This is a genomic window from Mesorhizobium sp. M1428 (assembly GCF_040317515.1).
In the GTDB taxonomy this organism is placed as follows: domain Bacteria; phylum Pseudomonadota; class Alphaproteobacteria; order Rhizobiales; family Rhizobiaceae; genus Mesorhizobium.
In genome coordinates this window covers 1-19,038 of the sequence record NZ_JAMYKT010000049.1, presented here as the reverse complement: position 1 = coordinate 19,038, position 19,038 = coordinate 1, and the positions used below count along the sequence as shown (strand labels likewise).

Below are 19,038 nucleotides of genomic sequence, written 5' to 3'. Positions count from 1 at the left end.
CGAGTTCATCTGCAAGGCATGGGCTTCCCAGCCCGAGCGCTTCACTCTCAATCCGCTCCAGCAAATGCCGGGACTAAACATCTAGGTCTCATCTTGGTCCACTTCAGGAGTTCCTCGGCGGCACCCTCGACATTGTTGCATCCGTAGGTGACCCCCGGTCGGTCGGTCCTGACGTACACCGGCGGGGAGAACCAATGGGTTGCCATGAGGGTACATTGGGCGGCTACGGGTTCTCGTCGGCCGATTGTTGCTTCCGCTGCTCCAACTCTTCCGAAAGCTCCTGCGCCAGCGCGGCAAGCGTCGGCGTCAGAGTTGGTTCACCTACGAACCTCAGGAGCCTGCGTAGCTTCCGACGGTAGTCTTCCGAACTGATCATCCGTCGGAAGCCGCGTTCCTTACGGAGCATTGCAACGGTCACTGAAGGTTCCTTCTGACTCGTTAAACGCCATAGGGCAGCCCGCGTCTGCCATAGTGCTGGCGCTCCAATCAGCCTCCACCTGCTCTCGCCGCTCAAGCTCCTGCAGCAATGCAGCAAGGGACGCCGGCAGTTGCTCGTCGACTTCGAGACCAAGCCTGTTGCGAAGCATCTGACGATGATCTTCTGAGCTGATCAGCCGCTGGAAGGCTGTCGCTACTGTTGGTCGTGCCGGCATAAGGTCGTCCCCAGATTCGGTCTGAAACACTTTCGTTGCGAAAGGGTTCCGAAAGGGAGCGAATATTTGTTGGGGATCTCTGAGCGGGGATCGGGTACCCGACCCATTCGGCCCCAATCAGACGAGCGCAGCACCAACCCCCTCCTCTATGGCAGCAGCCAAGAATGCCTTGCGGCACTCCTCAGGCTCCACCTCGTCGGCAATAGCAGCCCACGCAAACGCGCACCGCGAGGTCCCATTGAAGGCCATGGTTGGTCCACTCGCAGGGGAGAACCAATGAGTTGCCATGATGCCTACCGCTCAGGCGAGAGATACATTTTGGCCTCCTTAGCGGCAGCCTCAAATGCCTTTCGTATCACGTTGTCGGGCGAATTGAGAAACTGACCCCCTGACGAAATGAAGAACTGACCCCCTCCGTTATGAGAGGAGGCATGGATGACGATTGGGATTTCGGCGATTCCTGCATTGTCGAGAACGATGCAGGGAGAGGAGATGCTTCAGCCTGAAGAGGTGGCAGCGATGCTGCGGCTGCATGAGCTTGGCTGGGGAGCGAAGCGGCTGGCGAAGGAATTCGGGTGCGCGCGCAACACGTGCGTCGGTATCTGCGCGAAGGCGGGACTGTTCCGTTTCGCAAGCCTGTGCGGCGGAGCGCGTTTGACGGGCTAGACGATTGGCTGCGGGAGCGCTTCTTCCGCCATGGTGGCAACGCCGATGTGGTGCGCCAGGAACTGGAGAGCGAACATGGGATCGTCATAGGGCTTCGGTCGGTGGAGCTTCGGGTGCAGGGTTGGCGTCGGGAGTTGAGGGTGCAGAAGCGCGCGACGGTTCGGTTTGAGACGGCGCCGGGACATCAGATGCAGATCGACTTTGGCGACACGCGGGCGTGGATCGGCGGCGAGCGTGTTCGGGTGCACCTGTTTGTGGCAACGCTGGGTTACTCGCGTCGGCTGCATATCCGCCCCTCGCTTCGGGAGCGCCAGGCGGACTGGTTGGAGGGGATGGAAGGAGCCTTCCTTCGCTTCGGTGGGGTTCCAACGGAAGTGCTGTTCGATAATCCGAAAGCGCTGGTCGAACATCACGATGCGGCGACGCGGGAGGTGCGGTTCAATGTGCGGCTGCACGCCTTTGCCCGCTACTGGGGATTTACGCCACGGGCTTGTGCGCCCTACCGGGCGCGTACGAAGGGGAAGGACGAACGCGGGGTCGGCTACGTCAAGCACAATGCGATTGCCGGCCGCCGGTTCGAGAACTGGGCGGCGTTCGAGGCGCATCTGGACCGGTGGACGCGCGAGATTGCCGATCAGCGTGTGCATGGCACGACCGGGGTGGCTCCTGCAGAACGCTTTGCCGAAGAAGCCATGGCGCTTCGCCCTCTGGGCGGACGCGCGCCGTTCGGGCAATTGCGGGATCTCGTGCGCAAGGTCCAGCAGACTGCGCAATCGACCTGGACACGAACAGTTACTCGGTTCCCTGGCGGCTGATCGGGGAGAGCGTCCAGGTCGTGGTGCTGGGCGGCCGCGTTATCGTGCGTCATGCGGGCGAGGTGGTGGCGGATCATGCCTTGTGCCGCGGACGTCGCCAACGGATTGTCGAGCGCGCGCATCTTGCCGGCGTTGTCGGCGCTGCTGCGCCGGTGCAATCGGCGCCGGCGGATATTGTTGCGCCTTCCGCTCTGTTGCGGCCGCTGGCCGAATATGAGGCACTGGTGGGAGGCAGCTGGTGATGACGACGGTCGATCACGAGATGCTGGTGGCTCAGCTCGACCGGCTGAAGCTGACCGCGATCCGGGACCAGCTCGATACGCTCCTGGACGAAGCGGCGCGTTCGCAAATGACCTTGCGCGAGGCTTTGGCCTTCCTGGTGACGCGCGAGATCGCGCGGCGCGACGAGCGGCGCATCTCCATGGCAGGCAAGATCGCGCAGTTCCCGTTTGTGCGCGAACTCGAGGGCTTCGACTTCGACGCGCAGCCGTCGCTGGATCAGCGCCAAGTCCGGGAGCTGGCGACCTGCCGCTGGATTGCCCATGGCGACACGGTCCTGTTCCTTGGACCTCCGGGTACGGGCAAAACACATCTGGCGGTGGCTCTCGGGCGCGAGGCGATCCGGCAGAACCATAGCGTCCAGTTCGTCACGGCGGCCACGCTCGTGGCGATGCTGGCCAAGGCCCATGACGACGGTTCACTCGAAAAGCAACTGACGACCCTGTCGCGGCCGAAACTGCTGATCATCGACGAGCTCGGCTATCTCCCGTTCGAAGCCAATGCCGCACACCTGTTCTTCCAGCTGGTGTCGCGGCGTTATGAGCGGGGATCGATCCTGATCACCTCCAACCGCTCGGTGGGCGAATGGGGCAGCGTGTTTGGCGATCCCGTGGTGGCAACGGCGATCCTTGATCGCCTGCTTCATCATTCGACAGTGATAACCATCCGTGGCGACAGCTACCGGCTTCGCGAAAAGCGTCGTTCCGGCCTATTGCAGAAGCCCGGAACGACGCTCGGCACCAACGAAACCGCAAAACAATGAGGAGGTCAAATCCTCAGTTCGCCCAGGGGGTCAAATCCTCACTTCGCTTGACACACGTGAGGGTCAATCGGATCGCCCTCCAAGGCTGACAGGCAGAGGGTCACCGCCTTGTGCCAGCGAGGTCCTCTCCGGGTCCACGTCTTTAGCTGCTCGAGGGCTGCCCTCACATTGTTGCAGCTATGCCTGTCACCGGCTTCAGTCCTTACGAACACCGGCGGGAACCAATGGGTTGCCATGAGGGCAATTTAGGGCGGCTATGGACCTTGGCGAGCCAGCGATTCTCCGCCATCAAACCCCAAGGCACAGCCCGGCGCCTGCCCTTGCAAAGTTTCCGAAAGGGATCGAATAATTTGCAAGAAGTGCTAAGTGGGGGGCTCGAGTATCTGGGCCTGTTGGCGCTAATCAGACGAGCGTCGCACCACCCCCTCCTCTTCGGCCGCAGCCAGGAATGCCTTCCGGGCCTCCTCAGGTTCCATCTCGTCGGCAAGCACGGCGACGCATACGTGAACCGCGAGATTCCACTGAGGGCCACGGTTGGTCCACATTAAGAGTTCCTTGGCTGCTGCCACTGCGTTGTTGACGTGGTGCGTCGTATTGCGACCCTCAGTCCTGACTGGGACCGGAGGAGAGAACCAATGGGTTGCCATAGGGCCACTCCTTGCCGCCCGTGTAAGGCCCCTAAGCAACTTTTGCTCGTCCGTCAGCATTCGTTTTAATGATAAACTAAGCAGCATTCGAAGGTATCTGCTGGCGGCATCCGACCTCTGCTTAGTTCTCTCGACTTCAACCATCTTTGTACCTGGTTCTCTCGACTTCAACCATCTTTGTACCTAAACCGGTTCCGTATAATGTCGGGAACTAAGGAAAGATCAACAGACGTTTGGTATGGGAGCGTGGGCCAGGGAATGTTGGTAGAAATTTCTGAGCGGATGATCGGATAACTGGCTCGCGCGATGACCCCCGGTACCCCCTTCGTTTCCCTCACTGCGCAGCCACCGTCCTCAACAGTCGGCCATGAGGCGCTCTGGGGGCGGTTGTGGTACCCGTTGGGGCCACAAAAACGCCTGAGGGATCGAGCAGGGTAAGCTTAGTCAGAAGGTCCGAAACAAACAGCCCTACTGCATCTATTGCGGTGGGGCGACGTTGGGCAACGACATCGATCATGTCCCGCCCACTGTTGCTGCGGGGAAAGTCCATACCGGCGTGCCACAGCACAAACCGTCTCGCCCGCCTCGTAGCTCTCCGCCGCTATCCGGGCCTTCTCCTCCGGCGGCCACTCACGCCGCCGACCCGAACCAGTGAAGATCTCCAGCCGACGGACCGGCTCCTCGTCCTTGGACTTAAGCGTAAACTCTGAAATCGTCATATGTCGAAGCCCTCAAAGGCCTCGAACATCGTCCCTTACATCCACGCGCGAAAGGTGCCGCCGGGACACGATCACAGCGCTTACACACTTTCGACGGCCATTTACTTTTGAGCTAGCGCTAAGGGTTGGTCGAATCTACCGTGAGTGGTCGGTTTGGAGAGTGTCGTGCCAGCTACACGTTTCAGAAAGCCTGTCGTCGTTCAGCCCGGCCGGATCGATCGTGACAGAGTCGTTGCCTCCGTATCGGACGCTGCCGAAATCTTGCTTAGGGAATGGCCTCAGCCAACAAGCAAGTCGCGGCTCACTGCCATCAAAGCGTGCCTTGCTGTCATCCGCGGAGAAAAGCCACCAAGGATAGCGCGCCAGGCATTTCTAAACGCTGCCAAAGAGGCCAAAATACTCCTCGGTGAAGAGATCTAAGCACCGTTCGCGTGAATCGGTGAATCGCGGAGCGGTGCCGGGATCAACGACTTTGTGCCCGGCGCTGGCAGCGGATAGTGGCTGCACTGCACTGCATATTCGATGTTAATATCTTTGCTGCGCAGAATAATTCGCCAGTCCCGCCGAGCGATCGGGCCGGGTGAAGAACACTGCCCTCGCGACTTGGTGTCCACGATAGCTGCGCATCCGCCCGAAACCTCCCAGTCAGTTCACGCCCAAATAATGTCGGAGGATCCGACTCGGCGGTCAGCTTTGACTGTCCCCATAACATGCGTCTGCCCCGGCAAGCGCTTCGGTACGCCGAGCTTTGTCCAGCGCGCCAAGCCTTCGAACCGCTGCATAGAACCGTGGATAGTCGCCCGAACACAAGTCGAACAATTGGAGAAAGGCCGGCACCCTATCGCTGTAGACAGAAGTCGCGGCGAGCTTTGCGTTATTGATCGGAGCATCGAACCAGGCGTCATATCCGCGGTATCCACCCCAGCGCTTGTCGCGCATCTGACGGTAGCGCGTCCTCAGCCGTTCGATCGCGGCCGTCTTTGCGGCCCGCTTCTGCTCAGAAGTGCCATTGTCGTGATAGACATGCCCCAGCTCGTCCCTGGTCCGCGACACCAGCGCGAGAAATTCAGCTCTGCGCCTCCGGTCGGCTTCGTAACGGCGCAATCCGGCAGTATCGCCAGTCGCGCGCAGCCATTTTCTCACACCCGTTGTTTCGACAGCGACCGCGAACGCCTCGTTGAACGCGGAATCGTTATGCACGTAGACGCGCTGGTGGGCCAGCTCATGGAATACCAGCCCTGCGAGATACGTTCCATCTTGGGTGAGCATCGTGCTTAGCAGCGGGTCACTCGACCAGCCAAGCGTGGAATATGCAGTGATGCCCGTTACATAGACGTCGAGGCCCTGTCTTTGAAGTTCTGCGGCGGTTTCAGTCGCAGACTCCTCGGAGAAATATCCCCGGTAGGGAACACAGCCGAAAACCGGAAAGCACCATGTTCGTGGTGTCAGCGAGAATTCCGGCGCGGCGAAGACGGCCCATGTCACAGAGTCGCGACCAACATCAACATAGCTGCGGTAGCTGTTGTTGTCGGGCAGCGCCAGTTCATCGATAGCAAACTGTCGTATGGCGTTTGCCGATGCCATTTGGGCGCGCAATATCTCAGGGGTCGAAGGATCGTTGATCAGTTTTCCGACGTCTTGGCGCGCCGTCATGATCTGCACATGGCCCTGCAAAGATTGCGCGTAGTAGGAGATACTGGTGCAACTGGCCACGCCCGGCGTCAGGATAATCGCAGCAACCAATCGAACGAATGCACGCATCACGGTTTTGCTCTCACGTCCCGATAGCGCAACTTCGGGGTTGCCTCCGGCCACGAACAGTCGGACGAATTTTGATGTGTAGGTTAGACCTTCGTCCTCCGCAAGATTGGCCAATGCGATGACTCGCTGCTGAATTGCCAGCCCGCGCGCGATGAGCGCGAAGGTGTCAGGTGCAGCGATGAAGCTCGCGGTAAACGCGCAGAGCGTTTCAGCTTCCAGGGGACACCACCGGCGCCTCCAGTGGGATCGGGCGGGCGGCTGCAGGCGCATTCGCGGCAAAGGATTGTGACGTGTTCTCGTGACGCGTGAGCCGGCGCGTGCCGAGTGGGCGGCGTCCGGACTGCTCGTAACTCGGAGCGCGCGTGTTCTCCGGGCACCGATCCTACAAATCGCTCTGAAGTCGAGCGCATGGGCGATACCATCGTCGCGGAATTCGGGCGGATCGACGTTTGGGTGAGTTGCGCCGCAATACTCCTTCTCGACCGCCGAGGGGCGTCCGGGGCGTGTTTGCAGCCACCTGCTCAAAGCCGCGACGTGAGCCAGCCTCCGGCCTGCTCTGTTCGATGGCAATCGTTCAGCTTGCTGCCGCCGACCGCTTGAAAACGATGGTCACCTTCGTCCCTTTGTTGGCGCTGGACTCGACGGCTAACTGCGCCTTGGCGTTCTCGGTCAGCGATCGCGCGATCAGCGCTCCGAGCTTGCCTGGCTTGGGCCACATCTCGCCTTCCGGCAGGCCGATTCCATCGTCCGCCACTATAACCCGGCAGCCGTCGCCATCGACGATGCTGTGCAGCGTTATCGTGCCGCCATCGCGGCCGCGGAACGCATGCTTAAGTGAATTGGTCAGCAATTCATTTACGACCAGTCCCGCCGGCATGGCGACGTTTATTGACACCGGATATGTATCCACCTTCATATCCAGCCGGATCCCCTCGACTGCGTGCGAGCTCATGACCGCGGACGCGATCTGGCTGAGATACACACCAAGGTCGACCTCCTCCTTCGGCTCGTCGGCCGTTAGCGTCTGGTACAGGATCGCCAAAGCGTCGACGCGACCGGCGAGCCGCTCAAACCGTTTCCGGTCGGCCTCGGTAGCGTTGCGGCTTTCCAGCCGGATAAGTGCAGTGATCATCTGGAGGTTGTTCTTCACCCTGTGCTGCAGTTCGCGAAGCAGTGTGTCTTTGTCGCTGACACGTTCCTCGGCCGAGCGCTGATCTCCCGCCTCGCCGTGAGCCGATACGTCGACCAGGGCCACCAGTCGGAAACAGACCTTGCCGTTGTCGTCCTCTATCTCGTTGGAATAAACGTCGACGATCGCGGGTCTATCTTCGCTGCGCTCCAGCCTGAAGGTGCCGACCAAATCGGATCCCTCGACCACAGCCTCGGCTAGCGCCCTGTCCTTTTGCTGATGGAGGCCTGTGCCTAAAAGGGCGGGCCAGTTTTTTCGGGTGAGCCTGGCGGCTGTCAGGCCTGACAGTTTCTCGAATTCCGGATTGGCGTAGACCACGCGCTCTTCACCGGTAAGGTCCGAAACAGCTATGGCGATCGGCACCTGGTCCAGGAATTTCTTGAACTGTTCGCTTTCGAGTGCTGTTGCAAGGTCAGGTGTATCAAGCAACTGCTCGACCGCCTCACCCTTCTTTGAATCCGATGTCATTTGCGAGCCTGTTCTGTGCGGATGATATCAACAATGCGGCGCGCCTGCCATCGCCAAAACTGGAGCTGCATCTCACGTTTTGCATCGCGCATCTGACAACCAGCCCTGCATCGCGTAGCGGCCGCATGTCTAAATTGCGACCGGCCGAAGGAGAGCGGCAAGGACCGGCTGCGATCCAGGTGCCTGGAACGTTGAGGCGGCGGGTCAAGTGGGTACGCTGCGGAAGATCAGGAGAGCGGGCATTCAGGGAGGAGTGAAGTTCGCGTGCCGGCCTCGCCCATACGCGACACTGTCGACCGCATGACCGCGTGCGCCCTGAGAGGGCAATGCATCGCTCCAGCGGTAGTTCAGGCCATTAGCTGCCTATCTGCGGCAAGCCTATCGGTCGCGAATGTTGAGACGACTATTGCCGATGCGCCAATGTCAAGCTCGTCATGGCCAACGGTGTGACCGGAAGCGCTCGCTTATGGCTGTGCTGGAATGCACATGAAGTATGCGCCTGCGCGCCGCTTCGTTGATCTCCCGGCCTTCTAGGAAGTCATCAATCTGATCGTATGTGAGACCATATGCATCTTCGTCAGGCCGCGGCGCCGACTGGACGAGCAAATATACCGGCCTCGTCGAAGCCGCGAGGGAGCTCGAGGTCAGGAACGCGATCTTCGAGGGCGAGGCGGTCGTCACCAATGATGCCGGCCTGCCCGATTTCGACGCGTTGCAGAAGGCCGTCCACAGCGATCCCTCCGCCATGATCCTCGGCGCCTTCGATATCATGCATCTCGACGGCTACGATCCAGGCGGGTATCGAGGGGATCGTTTCCAAGCTCGCAGCGGTCCGACTTCGAATTGGCTGAAGACCAGGAGCTTCATATTCAAGTTCTGCTTGGCGTCGAACGAGAGCCCGGCAAGGCCGCATTCGCCTTGCTGGCGCAGCCCGACACCGGAAAAATATGTCGGCTCGGCCTTTATCAGCCTGGGGCGCGACATGAACGAACGCGGAAACGGGCAAAGGACCATGCCGGCCCGCCTCCGGAGGGCATCAAGAAGCGACCGGCGACCCAGTGGGTTGAGCCTGGCGTGAAATTGCGGATCAAGCACCTTCGTGGTGAGCACAAATACATACGCCACGCTTCTCTGCTGGGCTTCGGCGACGAGGGCTAGACTAGGCTAGTCACGGATACATCCTCGAGCAGGGTCGACTTATCCAAGCCTTGTGTCGGCTCAGGCGGCCATTCACCATTCGGCGTCATCTCGTTGACTGTCTCGGGTAGATCCCGCGCAATCTTTCTGATTAGCTCCTCGCGCGAAAGACCCGTGTGCATTAAAATGGACGTGAGTGTACCTTCGTCCATTGCCGCTTCGACGTCCCTTGGCTCGATTGGTTGGTTTGGCCCGCGGCCAACCCACGAGTCGACCTTCGATCCTGCCCCCACCTCCCTGAAGCGGTCGAGGATCTCACCAAGGTCAGCCCTCGACACGCCATTCGTTATCTGAGCCAGAATTCTGCGTTGCGGGTCGTTTGGGTTAAGATACCCTGCTCCCGGAATCAATTCACGGAGCTTGTCGCGATTTTGGTATGCCAGAACGCCAAGGATGGCGATCGCCAATCTTCCCAGATTTGCCATTCGGTCTCCTCCACGGTTGAGCGAATCGAAGCCAAGTCTTGGCGAATGCCGACGCGTGTGGGCTGGTCCGGCGGAGAGGACGCGTCCTTGGGGGTACTCGTTTTCCATCGGACGTTCTCCTGACGCCGAACTTCGGGGCGCTTGGCCGCAGTCGCCCTGCGCCGATCAAACGACCTAACCGGCGCTTCTCGGGTTTGTTCCGCTTGTCAGAGTTTGTCGGCGACGATGGGGCGCGCGATCGGACGGGTAACTCTACCGGCTCGAGAGGTGGAGTCTGCGCAACTTGACCATATTCAGAACGACGGCGGCTCGGTTAGTCTCAGCCATCTTGGACTGCCGCCGGCTCGCGCACAAATTTCAATTTCGGCGGGACGGCGAACACCCTGAACCGCTCAGCCAGGCTGTCAAGAGCGTGACGCATTCCCACTCCCGCAGCAGCCGCACCGTGTCCACTGATGACTATCTGCGGGTTCAGGGCAGCCAAGTGCTTCACGGATCTTTCCGCCGCATCCCAGTCCGGCGTGAAGTAGCGCGGCGGACCGTGCATCTCGAGACCCTGGACGGCGACCTCATAGACTGACTCCTGACCGGTGGTGATGAAAGCGTCCCCTACGATCAGCGAACGGTCCTTCTCGCGCCAGAGCGAGATATGCCCAGGGGCGTGCCCGGGTGTGTGTAACCATCGCCATCCGGGCATTCCGGGGATCGATCCGTCGGCAGGTAAGAGTTCCAAACGGTTGCCAAGGTCAATTGGCCCGCGTGGAAAAAGCGGCGACAGCAGCGCCATCAGTCCACCCCCGACCCAGGGATCGGGTGGCGGATAGGATGCGGTTCCGTCCAAATACGGGCGCTCGAGTGGATGCGCGAAGACAGGCACGTCCCATTTATTTGCGAGGTCTAGAACCGTTCCCACATGGTCGAAATGGCCGTGGGTCAGGATGATCGCGGCCGGCCGTGCGTTCGTGCCAAACCGCCTTTCCGCGACCGCAAGAATGCTGCTGCGCGACGTCGGCAACCCCGTATCGATCAGCACCCAGTTCCGATCTCCGCTGCCCGGTGCGCCGAAGAACACGACATTGACGATTGCTAGCCGCAAATAACCCAGGTCCGGTGCGATGCTCCAAGCGCCGTCGCCACGATCCTCACGTCTGGCGTGGTCGATCTCGGAAAGTCGAATCTGAACGGTCATGTGATCCCGTGCCTCTGTTGCTGAGCAGCCGCCGATCGGCGGCGGTGGTACATCGCCCCGAACTTGGCACGGCCCTCCTTGTTCCTCGTTCGCCAGGCAGCTCCGGACAGTCGATCACCGGAGTCGACCAATCGGTTCGGCATTACCCGGCCACGCAAGGACGAGCTGGACTGAGCAACGAAGATGGCGCGCGCCCGATTGGATGCGGTATTTCGCCAACGTACGCGGCGGGCCTGCGGGCGGCACTGCTGGTCACGGCTGCGCGACGATCACGATTCAAATCCGCCGCCGGAATCCCCACGCAGGATTGGGTTCCGAACCACGATCATTGCGGCGGAGCGCACGCGGTTCGGTCTCGCCGCTGCAATGCCCTCAAGCGCAGAGGTTCCTCAACTGATGCTCGGCTGGCGGCAACTTGCTCGCCAGCCGAGCCGATGCCATCAACAACCCTGGTCGGTCTTTTTCACCTGACTTGGCGCGGCGGTGTTGGCTGTCGTGTCCTGCTGACCAGGCGGCGCCTGCTGAGCGCTGCCAGTCTGCTGGCCGGTCGCGCAGTCTCTGGCCGAGTTCTGATTTGTGGTGCCGCCGGTGGTGATCGTGTCGGTGCCCTGATCGCCGAGCATGTTGGTCCCGCTGCTCGTCGTGCCGGTGCCCTGATCCGTCGTGCTGGGCATGGTTGTCGTGCTCGAGGTTCCGTTGGATGGGCTTCCGCTCGAAGTTCCGCTCGTCGTCTGGGCAAAGGAAAGCCCGGCCGACACCGCCAGTACGGCCGAAGCCAAAAGGATGCGTCTCCCGTCTGAATGCGCGGGATGCGCTGGCACATCCAACAGGCAGACAGAAAGACTGTTCCCCGAAGAAGCTCAATTTTTGTAACTCCGGTCGACGGGCTCTATTGCGCCGGGAACACGGATCAGTCCGTCGCTCATTGTTAGTTTCTCTGCCCAGATTTGTTGAAAACATTCCACAGCCGGGCTTGACGATCAAGGAAAATGTTCCCTCTATGTTCTCATGACGCACGAACCAATCGACACGCTGGGCAAGGCGACCCGGCACAATATGCTCGTCAAGGCTGAAATGCAGCTGCGGCAACGTCCGCGACTGCCGTTCCGCGGACCTGGTGGCGTCGATCCACTAACGCTGAGGTTCAACTGCAGCCGCTGCAAGCCGACGGTCAATCTCGCGAAGCTGCGTACGGACGCTCAGCTGTTCGATAATGTCGAAGAGCTGCGCTGGCACGGCCCGACCAAAGCGTTTGAGACGTGCGTGATCCGGCTAAATGACGCCCGGCTCCTCGCACGTGCGCTCAAGGCTGGCCGCAACTGACTAAAGCAATAGGTAGAACCCTGTCCCGACCTTATCGGGTGGCGAATCCGATGACATAACTTACGGCGACAACGCATTTCAGCGAACCGCATCGTGTGTATCCATCCCCGCCGGTTCCGGTAACATCGAGGTCGAGGTCTGACATCTTGGAGATTGGCCAGGGGAACGGCCGCAATTCGTGGCTCGCTTCTGTCTGTCTTCAGGCCGCAAGCGTCTAGTCATCTGCATTGAGGCCGCGGGCTGTCAAGCACCGCACTACAAGGAGTTGACGCTCTGAGAAATGTAGACGTGTCGCACCATCCTTGTTGGTGCAGCATGCCGGGCTTACTGCCTTTCGAGCGCTTGTGTAACCAAATCACCGGCTCGGCGTTTCGTTCAGCGCCGTTGCAATGCCCACCCACTAACGCAACTTACAAGCACGAGCGAACCCATTACCTCTGTCAGGAGCATAGACTGGCAATTTGATGAGTCGCAATTTTCTGGTGATCGAACCTGAGGAAGGCATTGCCGTGCTCAAGGGGCTTGCCTCCTCGGCGCGGATCTCGATGCTGAAACTGCTGCATGAAAAGGGGCCGATGAATATCAACGAAATCGCCGCCGTGCTGTCGCTGCCGCAGTCGACCGTCTCGACCAACATCCAGGTGCTGGAGGATGCGGGGCTGATCCGCACCGAGAACCAGAAAGCGAAGAAAGGCAACCAGAAAATCTGCTATCCGACCGCCGAAAAAGTGCTCGTCGTGTTCAAGGGTGAGTATCGTAAGGTCAAGAACGACGCGATCGAAGTGTCGATGCCGGTCGGGCTTTACACCGGCTTCGAGGTTACCGCGCCCTGCGGCCTTTGTTCGCCGGACGGCATCATCGGTCTGCTCGATGTTCCCAACACTTTCCTTGATCCGGACCGCATGAAAGCCGGTTTGCTGTGGTTCACGCGCGGTTTTGTCGAATACCAGTTCCCCAACAATGCCAAGCTCGCCAATGCCGAGATCACCGAACTCGAAGTGGCGATAGAGCTGTCCTCGGAAGTGCCGGGCACCAGCGCCGATTGGCCCTCGGACATTACGCTGACAATCAATGGCGTCGATGTCGGCACCTGGACATCGCCAGGGGATTTCGGCGACAAGCGCGGCGTCTTCACGCCCTCCTGGTGGAAGCTCAAGGGCTCGCAATACGGCAAGTTGAAGAACTGGCGAATTGCCAATGACGGCACCTACATCGACGGCCTCAGGATTTCCGAAACCGGCCTCGCCGCACTCGATCTGAAGAGCCATCATTCAATCCGCGTCCGTATCGGTGTCAAGGACGACGCCAAGCGCCCCGGCGGGATCAACATTTTCGGCAAGGGCTTTGGAAATTACGATCAGGACATCCTGCTCAGGATCAAAACCGCCTGAGTCGACTGGCGGTGTTGCTCCGCAATTAAACCGTTGCCGATTTGCGGCTAGCAACGTCGTCTATGAGGCCACCAGCTTGCCTGACGTGCATAGATGCCGTTGCAAGGTTCGCCCACTGGCTGGCTTTCGCCTGCTACCCTCAAATCACCGGTACAAAGCGATCCGTCCACCAACCGCCAGAGCGTTTCATCGTCCGTTCCGGCAAATGCCGGAACTTAAACATCTAGGCAACTCTCGAAAGTATGTGCCGATCCAGGTCGCACTTTGCTAACCCGAACCGCCAGCGGTGGTTCGTCGCCTCACGCCTGCTCTGATAGAACAAGGTCAGTTGCCGGCCGTCGATCATCACGGTCGAATGGCCATTCTCGCCGGGCTCACCAGGGTCGAGAACGGGGCCGACGGAAACGTAGGGGCCCTTGACGTCATCGGCGATGGCGAAGAAAACGCGCTGCCGGCTGCCGCGCGGACCTTCGGGGAGGAAGCAGGTGGCGTTGAGAAGCACACGACCGTCTGGCAGCTCGACGAGCTGGGCGCCTTCGATCCCCCATTCGTAATCCGGATGCTCGCGCGCATTGTGATGCGGCACGTCGAGATGATCGAGTATCTTGCCGAGACGTTTCCATGGCCCAAACCAGGAATCGGATTGGCTGCGCGCCAGAAAGACATCCGGCTGAGGCACCCTGGTGAATGTGGGCATGCCTGAATAGACGATGTAGCGCTTGCCGCCGATGATTGCCGGATGGGGATCGTAGATGCCGTCCTCATCGGTGTCGGGCAGCGACAATATCGCCGGATTGAGCACCACCCAATGAAAGCCGTCATTGGAGACCGCATGCTCGCAACGTCCGCCGGACTTCATGAATTCGGTCTGGATGAACATATGGAAGACGCCGCACTCATGAATGACGCCGGGTGCCGCAACGCCCGATCCGGTTATCGGCAAGACGATCGGCTCGTGCTCTATCCAGGGTCCATAGAGATCCGGTGCCGTGGCATGGAGTATTTTCCAGCTTTCGGTCGTGACCGTGCCGCTTGAGCCGAAGACGTGCCAGAGCGTGCCGTCGAAGACGGGACAGGGGTCCTTCAGGTCATCCACGACCTGCGGGTGAAACAACGGAAAGACGTTGGTTTCAAAGTCGATCTTCATTCGCCAACCATTCCTCGATTCCTCGGGCGCTCCATTCAAATGAACCACCTGCGCGACTCACATGAATCGATTCGCAGGCGTATTTATAGCTCCGCCGATGAACGGTTGTTGAACGATTGAAGGATTTCAACCGTTCTGTGGCAAAGGGCCACATTTGGGGAGCCCGACCTGACGCGATGGGCCTCATGATCTGAATCGAACGGGGGTCGCCTCGCCCGTTCTTTTATCGAGCCATCGCAAGTGGAGCAGGACAGCTGGACTCGCCTAAACAGTTTGCAGCTGTGGAACAACTTACTGGGATGGAAGTTATATGCAAGGCTGCGAACGTTGATGTCGAAGCTACCTTGATTAACATTTGTTAATCGAGGCGATTTCCAGCTATAACCAAGGATAATTTACATGGAAATGGCGGCGGGCCGGCGCAAAACACCAAAAATCCCTGTACAATCGTCTATTTTACTCTGCTTTTCCCACCTCCGATGGAACTTCGTATATCAAAGACCACAACACATTCTAACCCTCGCATCAAAACAGCAGCAGCTAATTTACTTCGAAGAGCCGATCTTTGAAGAGAGGCGCCATCCTTCGATGCGGGTGAACGATATTTCACCTACGATCAGAATTTTGACGCCGCTTATCCCAGTTGGCACTTCCGCGGCCAGGGCAGACGCGGTTCAGCGCAGGTTCGTCGATCAGATCGTCGCCTCTACGCCGCATGACCGATTGACGGCCTGGTATTATACGCCCATGGCGCTGCGTTTCAGCGATCATCTCGCCTGTGACGTCTGCGTCTACGACTGCATGGATGAACTCTCCGCGTTCAAAGATGCTCCCGCAGAGTTGACACAGTTGGAAAAGGCGCTGTTGCAACGCGCCGATCTCGTCTTCACGGGCGGGCAGAGCCTCTACGAGGCCAAGCGCAGCCTGCATCGGTCGATCTTTCCCTTCCCGAGCAGCATCGACGTTGCCCATTTCCATCGGGCGAGAGAGCCAGGTGACGACCCGCTCGACCAGGCCGACATACCTCACCCGAGGGTGGGGTATTTCGGGGTCATCGACGAACGGCTCGACGTCGAACTGATCGCGCAGGCGGCTGCGGCAATGCCGGACGTGCATTTCGTCATGCTTGGCCCTGTCGTCAAAATCGATCCGGCGAGCCTTCCCACGGCAGGTAACCTGCATTGGCTGGGCGGCAAGTCCTATGCAGACCTGCCGAGCTATCTCCGGCATTGGAGTGCCGGCTGGATGCCGTTCGCGCTCAACGAAGCGACCCGCTACATCAGCCCGACCAAGACTCCCGAGTTCCTGGCGGCAGGACTGCCGGTGGTTTCAACGGCGATCGTCGACGTCGTGCGTACCTACGGCGCCGAAGGCCTTGTCGAGATTGTCGACGCGGAGGATATCGAGGCCAAGCTTCGGTCCATTCTGGCGCGCCCCCGCGATTTCCTCGTGACCAAGGCCGACGCCTACCTTGCCGACATGTCCTGGGAGAAGACTTGGAACGCGATGTCTGCCCACATCCAGCGTGCCCAAGCGATGAAGAGCGTGGTGCCGTTCCTGAGGAGGGCGTGAGCGTGTTCGATTGGCTGATCGTCGGGGCCGGGTTCGCCGGCAGCGTGCTGGCCGAGCGCATCGCATCACAACGCCAGGAAAGTGTCCTCATAATAGATCGACGAAATCACGTCGGCGGCAACGCCTATGACTGCTACGACGAGGCGGGAATCCTGATTCACCGTTACGGGCCGCACATCTTCCACACCAACGCCCAATCGATTGTCGACTACCTGTCGCAATTCACGGAATGGCGGCCTTACGAACATCGGGTGCTGTCGCTCGTCGATGGAAAGCTGCTGCCGATACCGATCAATCTCGACACAATAAACCGTCTCTACGGCCTTGAGTTGACATCCGAGCAGTTGCAGGACTTCTTCGCTTGCCGGCGCGAAACGGTGGAAGAAATCCGCACCGCCGAAGACGTCGTGGTGAGCACTGTAGGCAGAGAGCTCTACGAGAAGTTCTTTCGCGGCTATACGAGGAAGCAGTGGGGTGTCGACCCTTCCCAGTTGAGCAAATCGGTGACAGCGCGAGTCCCGACCCGGACCGATCGGGATGATCGCTATTTTGGCGACAGCTTCCAGAACATGCCGGCAGGCGGGTATACGCGCATGTTCCAGCGCATGCTGGATAACCCCAAGATCAAGATCATGCTGCAGACCGACTATCGCGAAATTCGCGACAAGATTCCCTTTCAGCGGATGATCTACACCGGGCCGATCGACGAGTATTTCGACTGGAAGCTTGGTCGCTTGCCCTACCGCTCGCTGCGCTTTGAGCACATGACGCTTGATTGTGAGCAGTTTCAGCCGGTCGCCGTCGTCAACTATCCGCAGACGGAAAAATACACACGGATCACCGAGTACAAGCATCTGACCGGTCAACAGAGCCCGAAGACCAGCCTCACCTACGAATACCCCACGGACATCGGAGATCCTTATTACCCGGTGCCGCGGGCCGAAAACGAGTCGTTGTACAAGCGCTATGAAGCCTTGGCCGCGGCCTGCCCGGAGGTCTGGTTCGTCGGACGTCTGGCAACATATCGCTACTACAATATGGATCAGGTCGTAGGCCAGGCATTGGCTACGTTCGGACGCATTCAGGCGCGCCTTGCCGGCAACGGGATGCTCGTCACGCCGACGCGGCGCGAGGCGGCCGAGTGAATGATGCGCCGGGCTGACCGGCGTTCGGGCGACCCACGGCCAAAGAGGCCAAGGATCCTTCTCGGCGAACAGCTTTAGCTGTGCTGTTGATGCAGCTGAACGCGCGCTGTTCTGATCAGCGAGGCTATGGCGCGCTTGCGTGTTTTTCAAAGGCCACGAACAATTGGCGCTGGCGCTCCAACTCGTCCGCAAGTGGCTTGCGAAGAGTGCGCGAGCCGTCCGCATGGATGGTGGAGAACAAGCCGACTTCGGCGTGGCGCGAATTGTCCCAACCTGGGTAGGCTGTCACGGGATAAAGGCATATACCCTGGACAGGTGCACCGAGGCTGGTCGCGTCGCGCACTTCGTCGCAAACGTAGTGAAGCCAGGCCGGCCGACCGGATCCTTCGGCGCCGGTCTCGGCGATGAATATCGGCTTGTTGTATCGATCGGCGACCTCGACCAGCATTTCCGAAAGTGCACGGTATTCGTGGTGCCCCATCGGTATCGTTGGGCCATTCAAGTACCATTGGTTGTGCGGATAGAAGTTGAGGCCGATCACGTCTACAACGTCCTCGCTGCCGCCCAACTCCGGCTCTACGCACCCTGTCAGCATGTCATATGCCTCGAATTGCCCTTGACGAGCATTTTCGGCGCTCCGCCGCTCGGGGCGAGTACGGTCACGAGGAGCAATATGAATCAGCGGTTCGGCCCAGATGAACCTGCATCCGGGTTCGGCCTCCCGCATCGCCCTCACGCCGGCGACCGCAGCTTTGACAAGGTGTCGTTTGAACCATCCACGCTTGTTCGGCCCGACGGGGGGGAAATAGCCGACCTCCACCGCCCATGCGAAAAACGAAATCTCGTTGATCGGGCACACCAGGGGAGCCACGCCACTAACGGAGCGATGAACCCGAACAGCTTCCGCAGCGAAACGGACGTAGGCGTCGATAAACCCCGGGCTACCTTGGTCGATGTGGTCTGGCGAGCCATAGTGGAAGATATCCCAGATAATCTGCACCTCGGCCGCCTGGGCTGCTTCGATCGCCGACGTCCAACTCGACCAGTCGAAGACTCCGGGCGCTGTCTCGATAAGGTGCCAGCGCAAGCCGTCGCGGATCGTGCGAAGGCCAAGCTCGGCGCAACGGCGATAGTCGCCTTGTGCATGGATATCGTGTGAGGTCGCGCGGATCAGATCAAGACGAGCTCCGTCGGCGCGCCTGTGGGAGGAACACTCGAAACCAGCCATGAAAAAACTGTCGAACCCGGAAGAGCCTGCCGTGGGCCGACGAGCGGTATTCTCGTTCATACAACCATCCCGTCGCCCAGGGTGGGCGCAAGCAATCGTATGCGGCGATCGCTCATTGTCAGTTCCGGTCGCGTAGTCGGAACCGGTCGGCCACCGCCACGTCGACGGCGCGGCGGCTGCGGCGTATGTGTGCCTGGATACAACCAGGCTCCTATCCGTCTGTCGGGGCCGCGGTGGCGTCGATTCGATCCGAAGTTATGCAGCCTGTTGCATCGCCCGTTCGTTGACCCCTGTTTCGCCCAGTCGGGTGAGCGCCTCATCGGTTGCTTTTTCTTCCTTGAGCGTCTGTTCGAGTAGCGGGACGGCCTCTTTCAGACCAAGTAACCCGGCCCATGTGACAAGAGTCCCGTAGCGCGCTATTTCATAATGTTCGACGGACTGGGCTGCAGCCACGAGACCCG

General features: G+C 59.8%; 17 protein-coding genes and 1 pseudogene. 8 read left to right on the top strand and 10 right to left on the bottom strand.

The features are described from left to right. Positions 1-1,088: 1,088 nt before the first annotated feature. Positions 1,089-2,376 (top strand): annotated as a pseudogene (gene istA / locus NKG60_RS31455) (IS21 family transposase). Then, entirely contained in the window at positions 2,376-3,176 is an 801-nt protein-coding gene (gene istB / locus NKG60_RS31450; RefSeq protein WP_352670477.1) for an IS21-like element helper ATPase IstB, read from the top strand. Before istA ends, istB begins: the two are co-directional and overlap by 1 nt. Positions 3,177-3,574: 398 nt before the next feature. On the opposite strand, the gene NKG60_RS31445 is transcribed toward istB, so the two are convergent. Together NKG60_RS31445 and NKG60_RS31440 are read right to left on the bottom strand one after the other, a co-directional pair. After that, positions 3,575-3,823 (bottom strand): DUF982 domain-containing protein, encoded by a 249-nt coding sequence (locus NKG60_RS31445; protein ID WP_352976633.1) that lies wholly within the window; start codon positions 3,821-3,823, stop codon positions 3,575-3,577. Between the two features lie 440 nt (positions 3,824-4,263). After that, positions 4,264-4,542: a transposase gene (locus NKG60_RS31440; RefSeq protein WP_352670481.1), complete on the bottom strand. Its 279-nt coding sequence runs from the start codon at positions 4,540-4,542 to the stop codon at positions 4,264-4,266. Between the two features lie 144 nt (positions 4,543-4,686). Here NKG60_RS31440 and NKG60_RS31435 point away from each other — a divergent pair, with 144 nt between their 5' ends. Next, positions 4,687-4,962, top strand: a complete 276-nt coding sequence (locus NKG60_RS31435; RefSeq protein WP_352976631.1) for a DUF982 domain-containing protein — start codon at positions 4,687-4,689, stop codon at positions 4,960-4,962. A gap of 267 nt (positions 4,963-5,229) precedes the next feature. Here NKG60_RS31435 and NKG60_RS31430 read toward each other — a convergent pair whose 3' ends face one another. After that, a complete protein-coding gene (locus NKG60_RS31430) occupies positions 5,230-6,573 on the bottom strand; it encodes an aminopeptidase (RefSeq protein WP_352976629.1) in 1,344 nt (447 codons plus the stop codon). A 304-nt stretch (positions 6,574-6,877) separates the two neighbouring features. After that, positions 6,878-7,960 carry a sensor histidine kinase gene (locus tag NKG60_RS31425; RefSeq protein WP_352869817.1) on the bottom strand — a complete coding sequence of 361 codons (1,083 nt, stop codon included), beginning with the start codon at positions 7,958-7,960 and terminating at the stop codon, positions 6,878-6,880. Positions 7,961-8,516: 556 nt separating this feature from the next. Here NKG60_RS31425 and NKG60_RS31415 point away from each other — a divergent pair. Then, positions 8,517-9,038, top strand: a complete 522-nt coding sequence (locus NKG60_RS31415; protein WP_352670565.1) for a DNA ligase-like domain-containing protein — start codon at positions 8,517-8,519, stop codon at positions 9,036-9,038. Between the two features lie 76 nt (positions 9,039-9,114). On the opposite strand, the gene NKG60_RS31410 is transcribed toward NKG60_RS31415, so the two are convergent. From NKG60_RS31410 to NKG60_RS31400, 3 genes are all read right to left on the bottom strand, one after another. After that, the gene (locus NKG60_RS31410; protein WP_352670492.1) at positions 9,115-9,582 is read right to left on the bottom strand and encodes a YidB family protein; all 468 of its coding nucleotides are present in this window, start codon (positions 9,580-9,582) and stop codon (positions 9,115-9,117) included. A 319-nt stretch (positions 9,583-9,901) separates the two neighbouring features. Continuing rightward, positions 9,902-10,771: an MBL fold metallo-hydrolase gene (locus NKG60_RS31405; protein WP_352670494.1), complete on the bottom strand. Its 870-nt coding sequence runs from the start codon at positions 10,769-10,771 to the stop codon at positions 9,902-9,904. A gap of 440 nt (positions 10,772-11,211) precedes the next feature. After that, positions 11,212-11,445, bottom strand: coding sequence for a hypothetical protein (locus NKG60_RS31400; protein ID WP_352670497.1), 234 nt, complete (start codon positions 11,443-11,445; stop codon positions 11,212-11,214). Positions 11,446-11,779: 334 nt separating this feature from the next. Between NKG60_RS31400 and NKG60_RS31395 the strand changes: the two genes are divergently transcribed. Then, positions 11,780-12,094, top strand: a complete 315-nt coding sequence (locus tag NKG60_RS31395; protein ID WP_352670500.1) for a hypothetical protein — start codon at positions 11,780-11,782, stop codon at positions 12,092-12,094. Between the two features lie 464 nt (positions 12,095-12,558). Next, complete coding sequence (locus NKG60_RS31390) at positions 12,559-13,485, top strand: ArsR/SmtB family transcription factor (RefSeq protein ID WP_352670502.1); 927 nt, start codon at positions 12,559-12,561, stop codon at positions 13,483-13,485. Positions 13,486-13,708: 223 nt separating this feature from the next. Here NKG60_RS31390 and NKG60_RS31385 read toward each other — a convergent pair whose 3' ends face one another. Beyond that, the gene (locus NKG60_RS31385; RefSeq protein WP_352670504.1) at positions 13,709-14,632 is read right to left on the bottom strand and encodes a glycoside hydrolase family protein; all 924 of its coding nucleotides are present in this window, start codon (positions 14,630-14,632) and stop codon (positions 13,709-13,711) included. Positions 14,633-15,031: 399 nt separating this feature from the next. Here NKG60_RS31385 and NKG60_RS31380 point away from each other — a divergent pair, with 399 nt between their 5' ends. Next, positions 15,032-16,204, top strand: a complete 1,173-nt coding sequence (locus NKG60_RS31380; protein WP_352670506.1) for a glycosyltransferase — start codon at positions 15,032-15,034, stop codon at positions 16,202-16,204. Between the two features lie 2 nt (positions 16,205-16,206). Then, positions 16,207-17,349, top strand: coding sequence for a UDP-galactopyranose mutase (gene glf / locus NKG60_RS31375; RefSeq protein WP_352670561.1), 1,143 nt, complete (start codon positions 16,207-16,209; stop codon positions 17,347-17,349). Between the two features lie 124 nt (positions 17,350-17,473). On the opposite strand, the gene NKG60_RS31370 is transcribed toward glf, so the two are convergent. Together NKG60_RS31370 and NKG60_RS31365 are read right to left on the bottom strand one after the other, a co-directional pair. After that, the gene (locus NKG60_RS31370) at positions 17,474-18,637 is read right to left on the bottom strand and encodes a beta-glucosidase (protein ID WP_352670509.1); all 1,164 of its coding nucleotides are present in this window, start codon (positions 18,635-18,637) and stop codon (positions 17,474-17,476) included. Positions 18,638-18,832: 195 nt separating this feature from the next. Continuing rightward, on the bottom strand, positions 18,833-19,038 hold a 206-nt coding region (locus NKG60_RS31365; RefSeq protein WP_352976625.1), incomplete at its 5' end, for a YciE/YciF ferroxidase family protein.

Coding starts and splice junctions, on each gene's coding strand:
- istB (WP_352670477.1), top strand. CDS start 2,376: ATGACGACGGTCGATCACGAGATGCTGGTGGCTCAGCTCGACCGGCTG.
- NKG60_RS31445 (WP_352976633.1), bottom strand. CDS start 3,823: ATGGCAACCCATTGGTTCTCTCCTCCGGTCCCAGTCAGGACTGAGGGT.
- NKG60_RS31440 (WP_352670481.1), bottom strand. CDS start 4,542: ATGACGATTTCAGAGTTTACGCTTAAGTCCAAGGACGAGGAGCCGGTC.
- NKG60_RS31430 (WP_352976629.1), bottom strand. CDS start 6,573: ATGCGCCTGCAGCCGCCCGCCCGATCCCACTGGAGGCGCCGGTGGTGT.
- NKG60_RS31425 (WP_352869817.1), bottom strand. CDS start 7,960: ATGACATCGGATTCAAAGAAGGGTGAGGCGGTCGAGCAGTTGCTTGAT.
- NKG60_RS31410 (WP_352670492.1), bottom strand. CDS start 9,582: ATGGCAAATCTGGGAAGATTGGCGATCGCCATCCTTGGCGTTCTGGCA.
- NKG60_RS31405 (WP_352670494.1), bottom strand. CDS start 10,771: ATGACCGTTCAGATTCGACTTTCCGAGATCGACCACGCCAGACGTGAG.
- NKG60_RS31400 (WP_352670497.1), bottom strand. CDS start 11,445: ATGCCCAGCACGACGGATCAGGGCACCGGCACGACGAGCAGCGGGACC.
- NKG60_RS31395 (WP_352670500.1), top strand. CDS start 11,780: ATGACGCACGAACCAATCGACACGCTGGGCAAGGCGACCCGGCACAAT.
- NKG60_RS31390 (WP_352670502.1), top strand. CDS start 12,559: ATGAGTCGCAATTTTCTGGTGATCGAACCTGAGGAAGGCATTGCCGTG.
- NKG60_RS31385 (WP_352670504.1), bottom strand. CDS start 14,632: ATGAAGATCGACTTTGAAACCAACGTCTTTCCGTTGTTTCACCCGCAG.
- NKG60_RS31380 (WP_352670506.1), top strand. CDS start 15,032: ATGGAAATGGCGGCGGGCCGGCGCAAAACACCAAAAATCCCTGTACAA.
- NKG60_RS31370 (WP_352670509.1), bottom strand. CDS start 18,637: ATGAACGAGAATACCGCTCGTCGGCCCACGGCAGGCTCTTCCGGGTTC.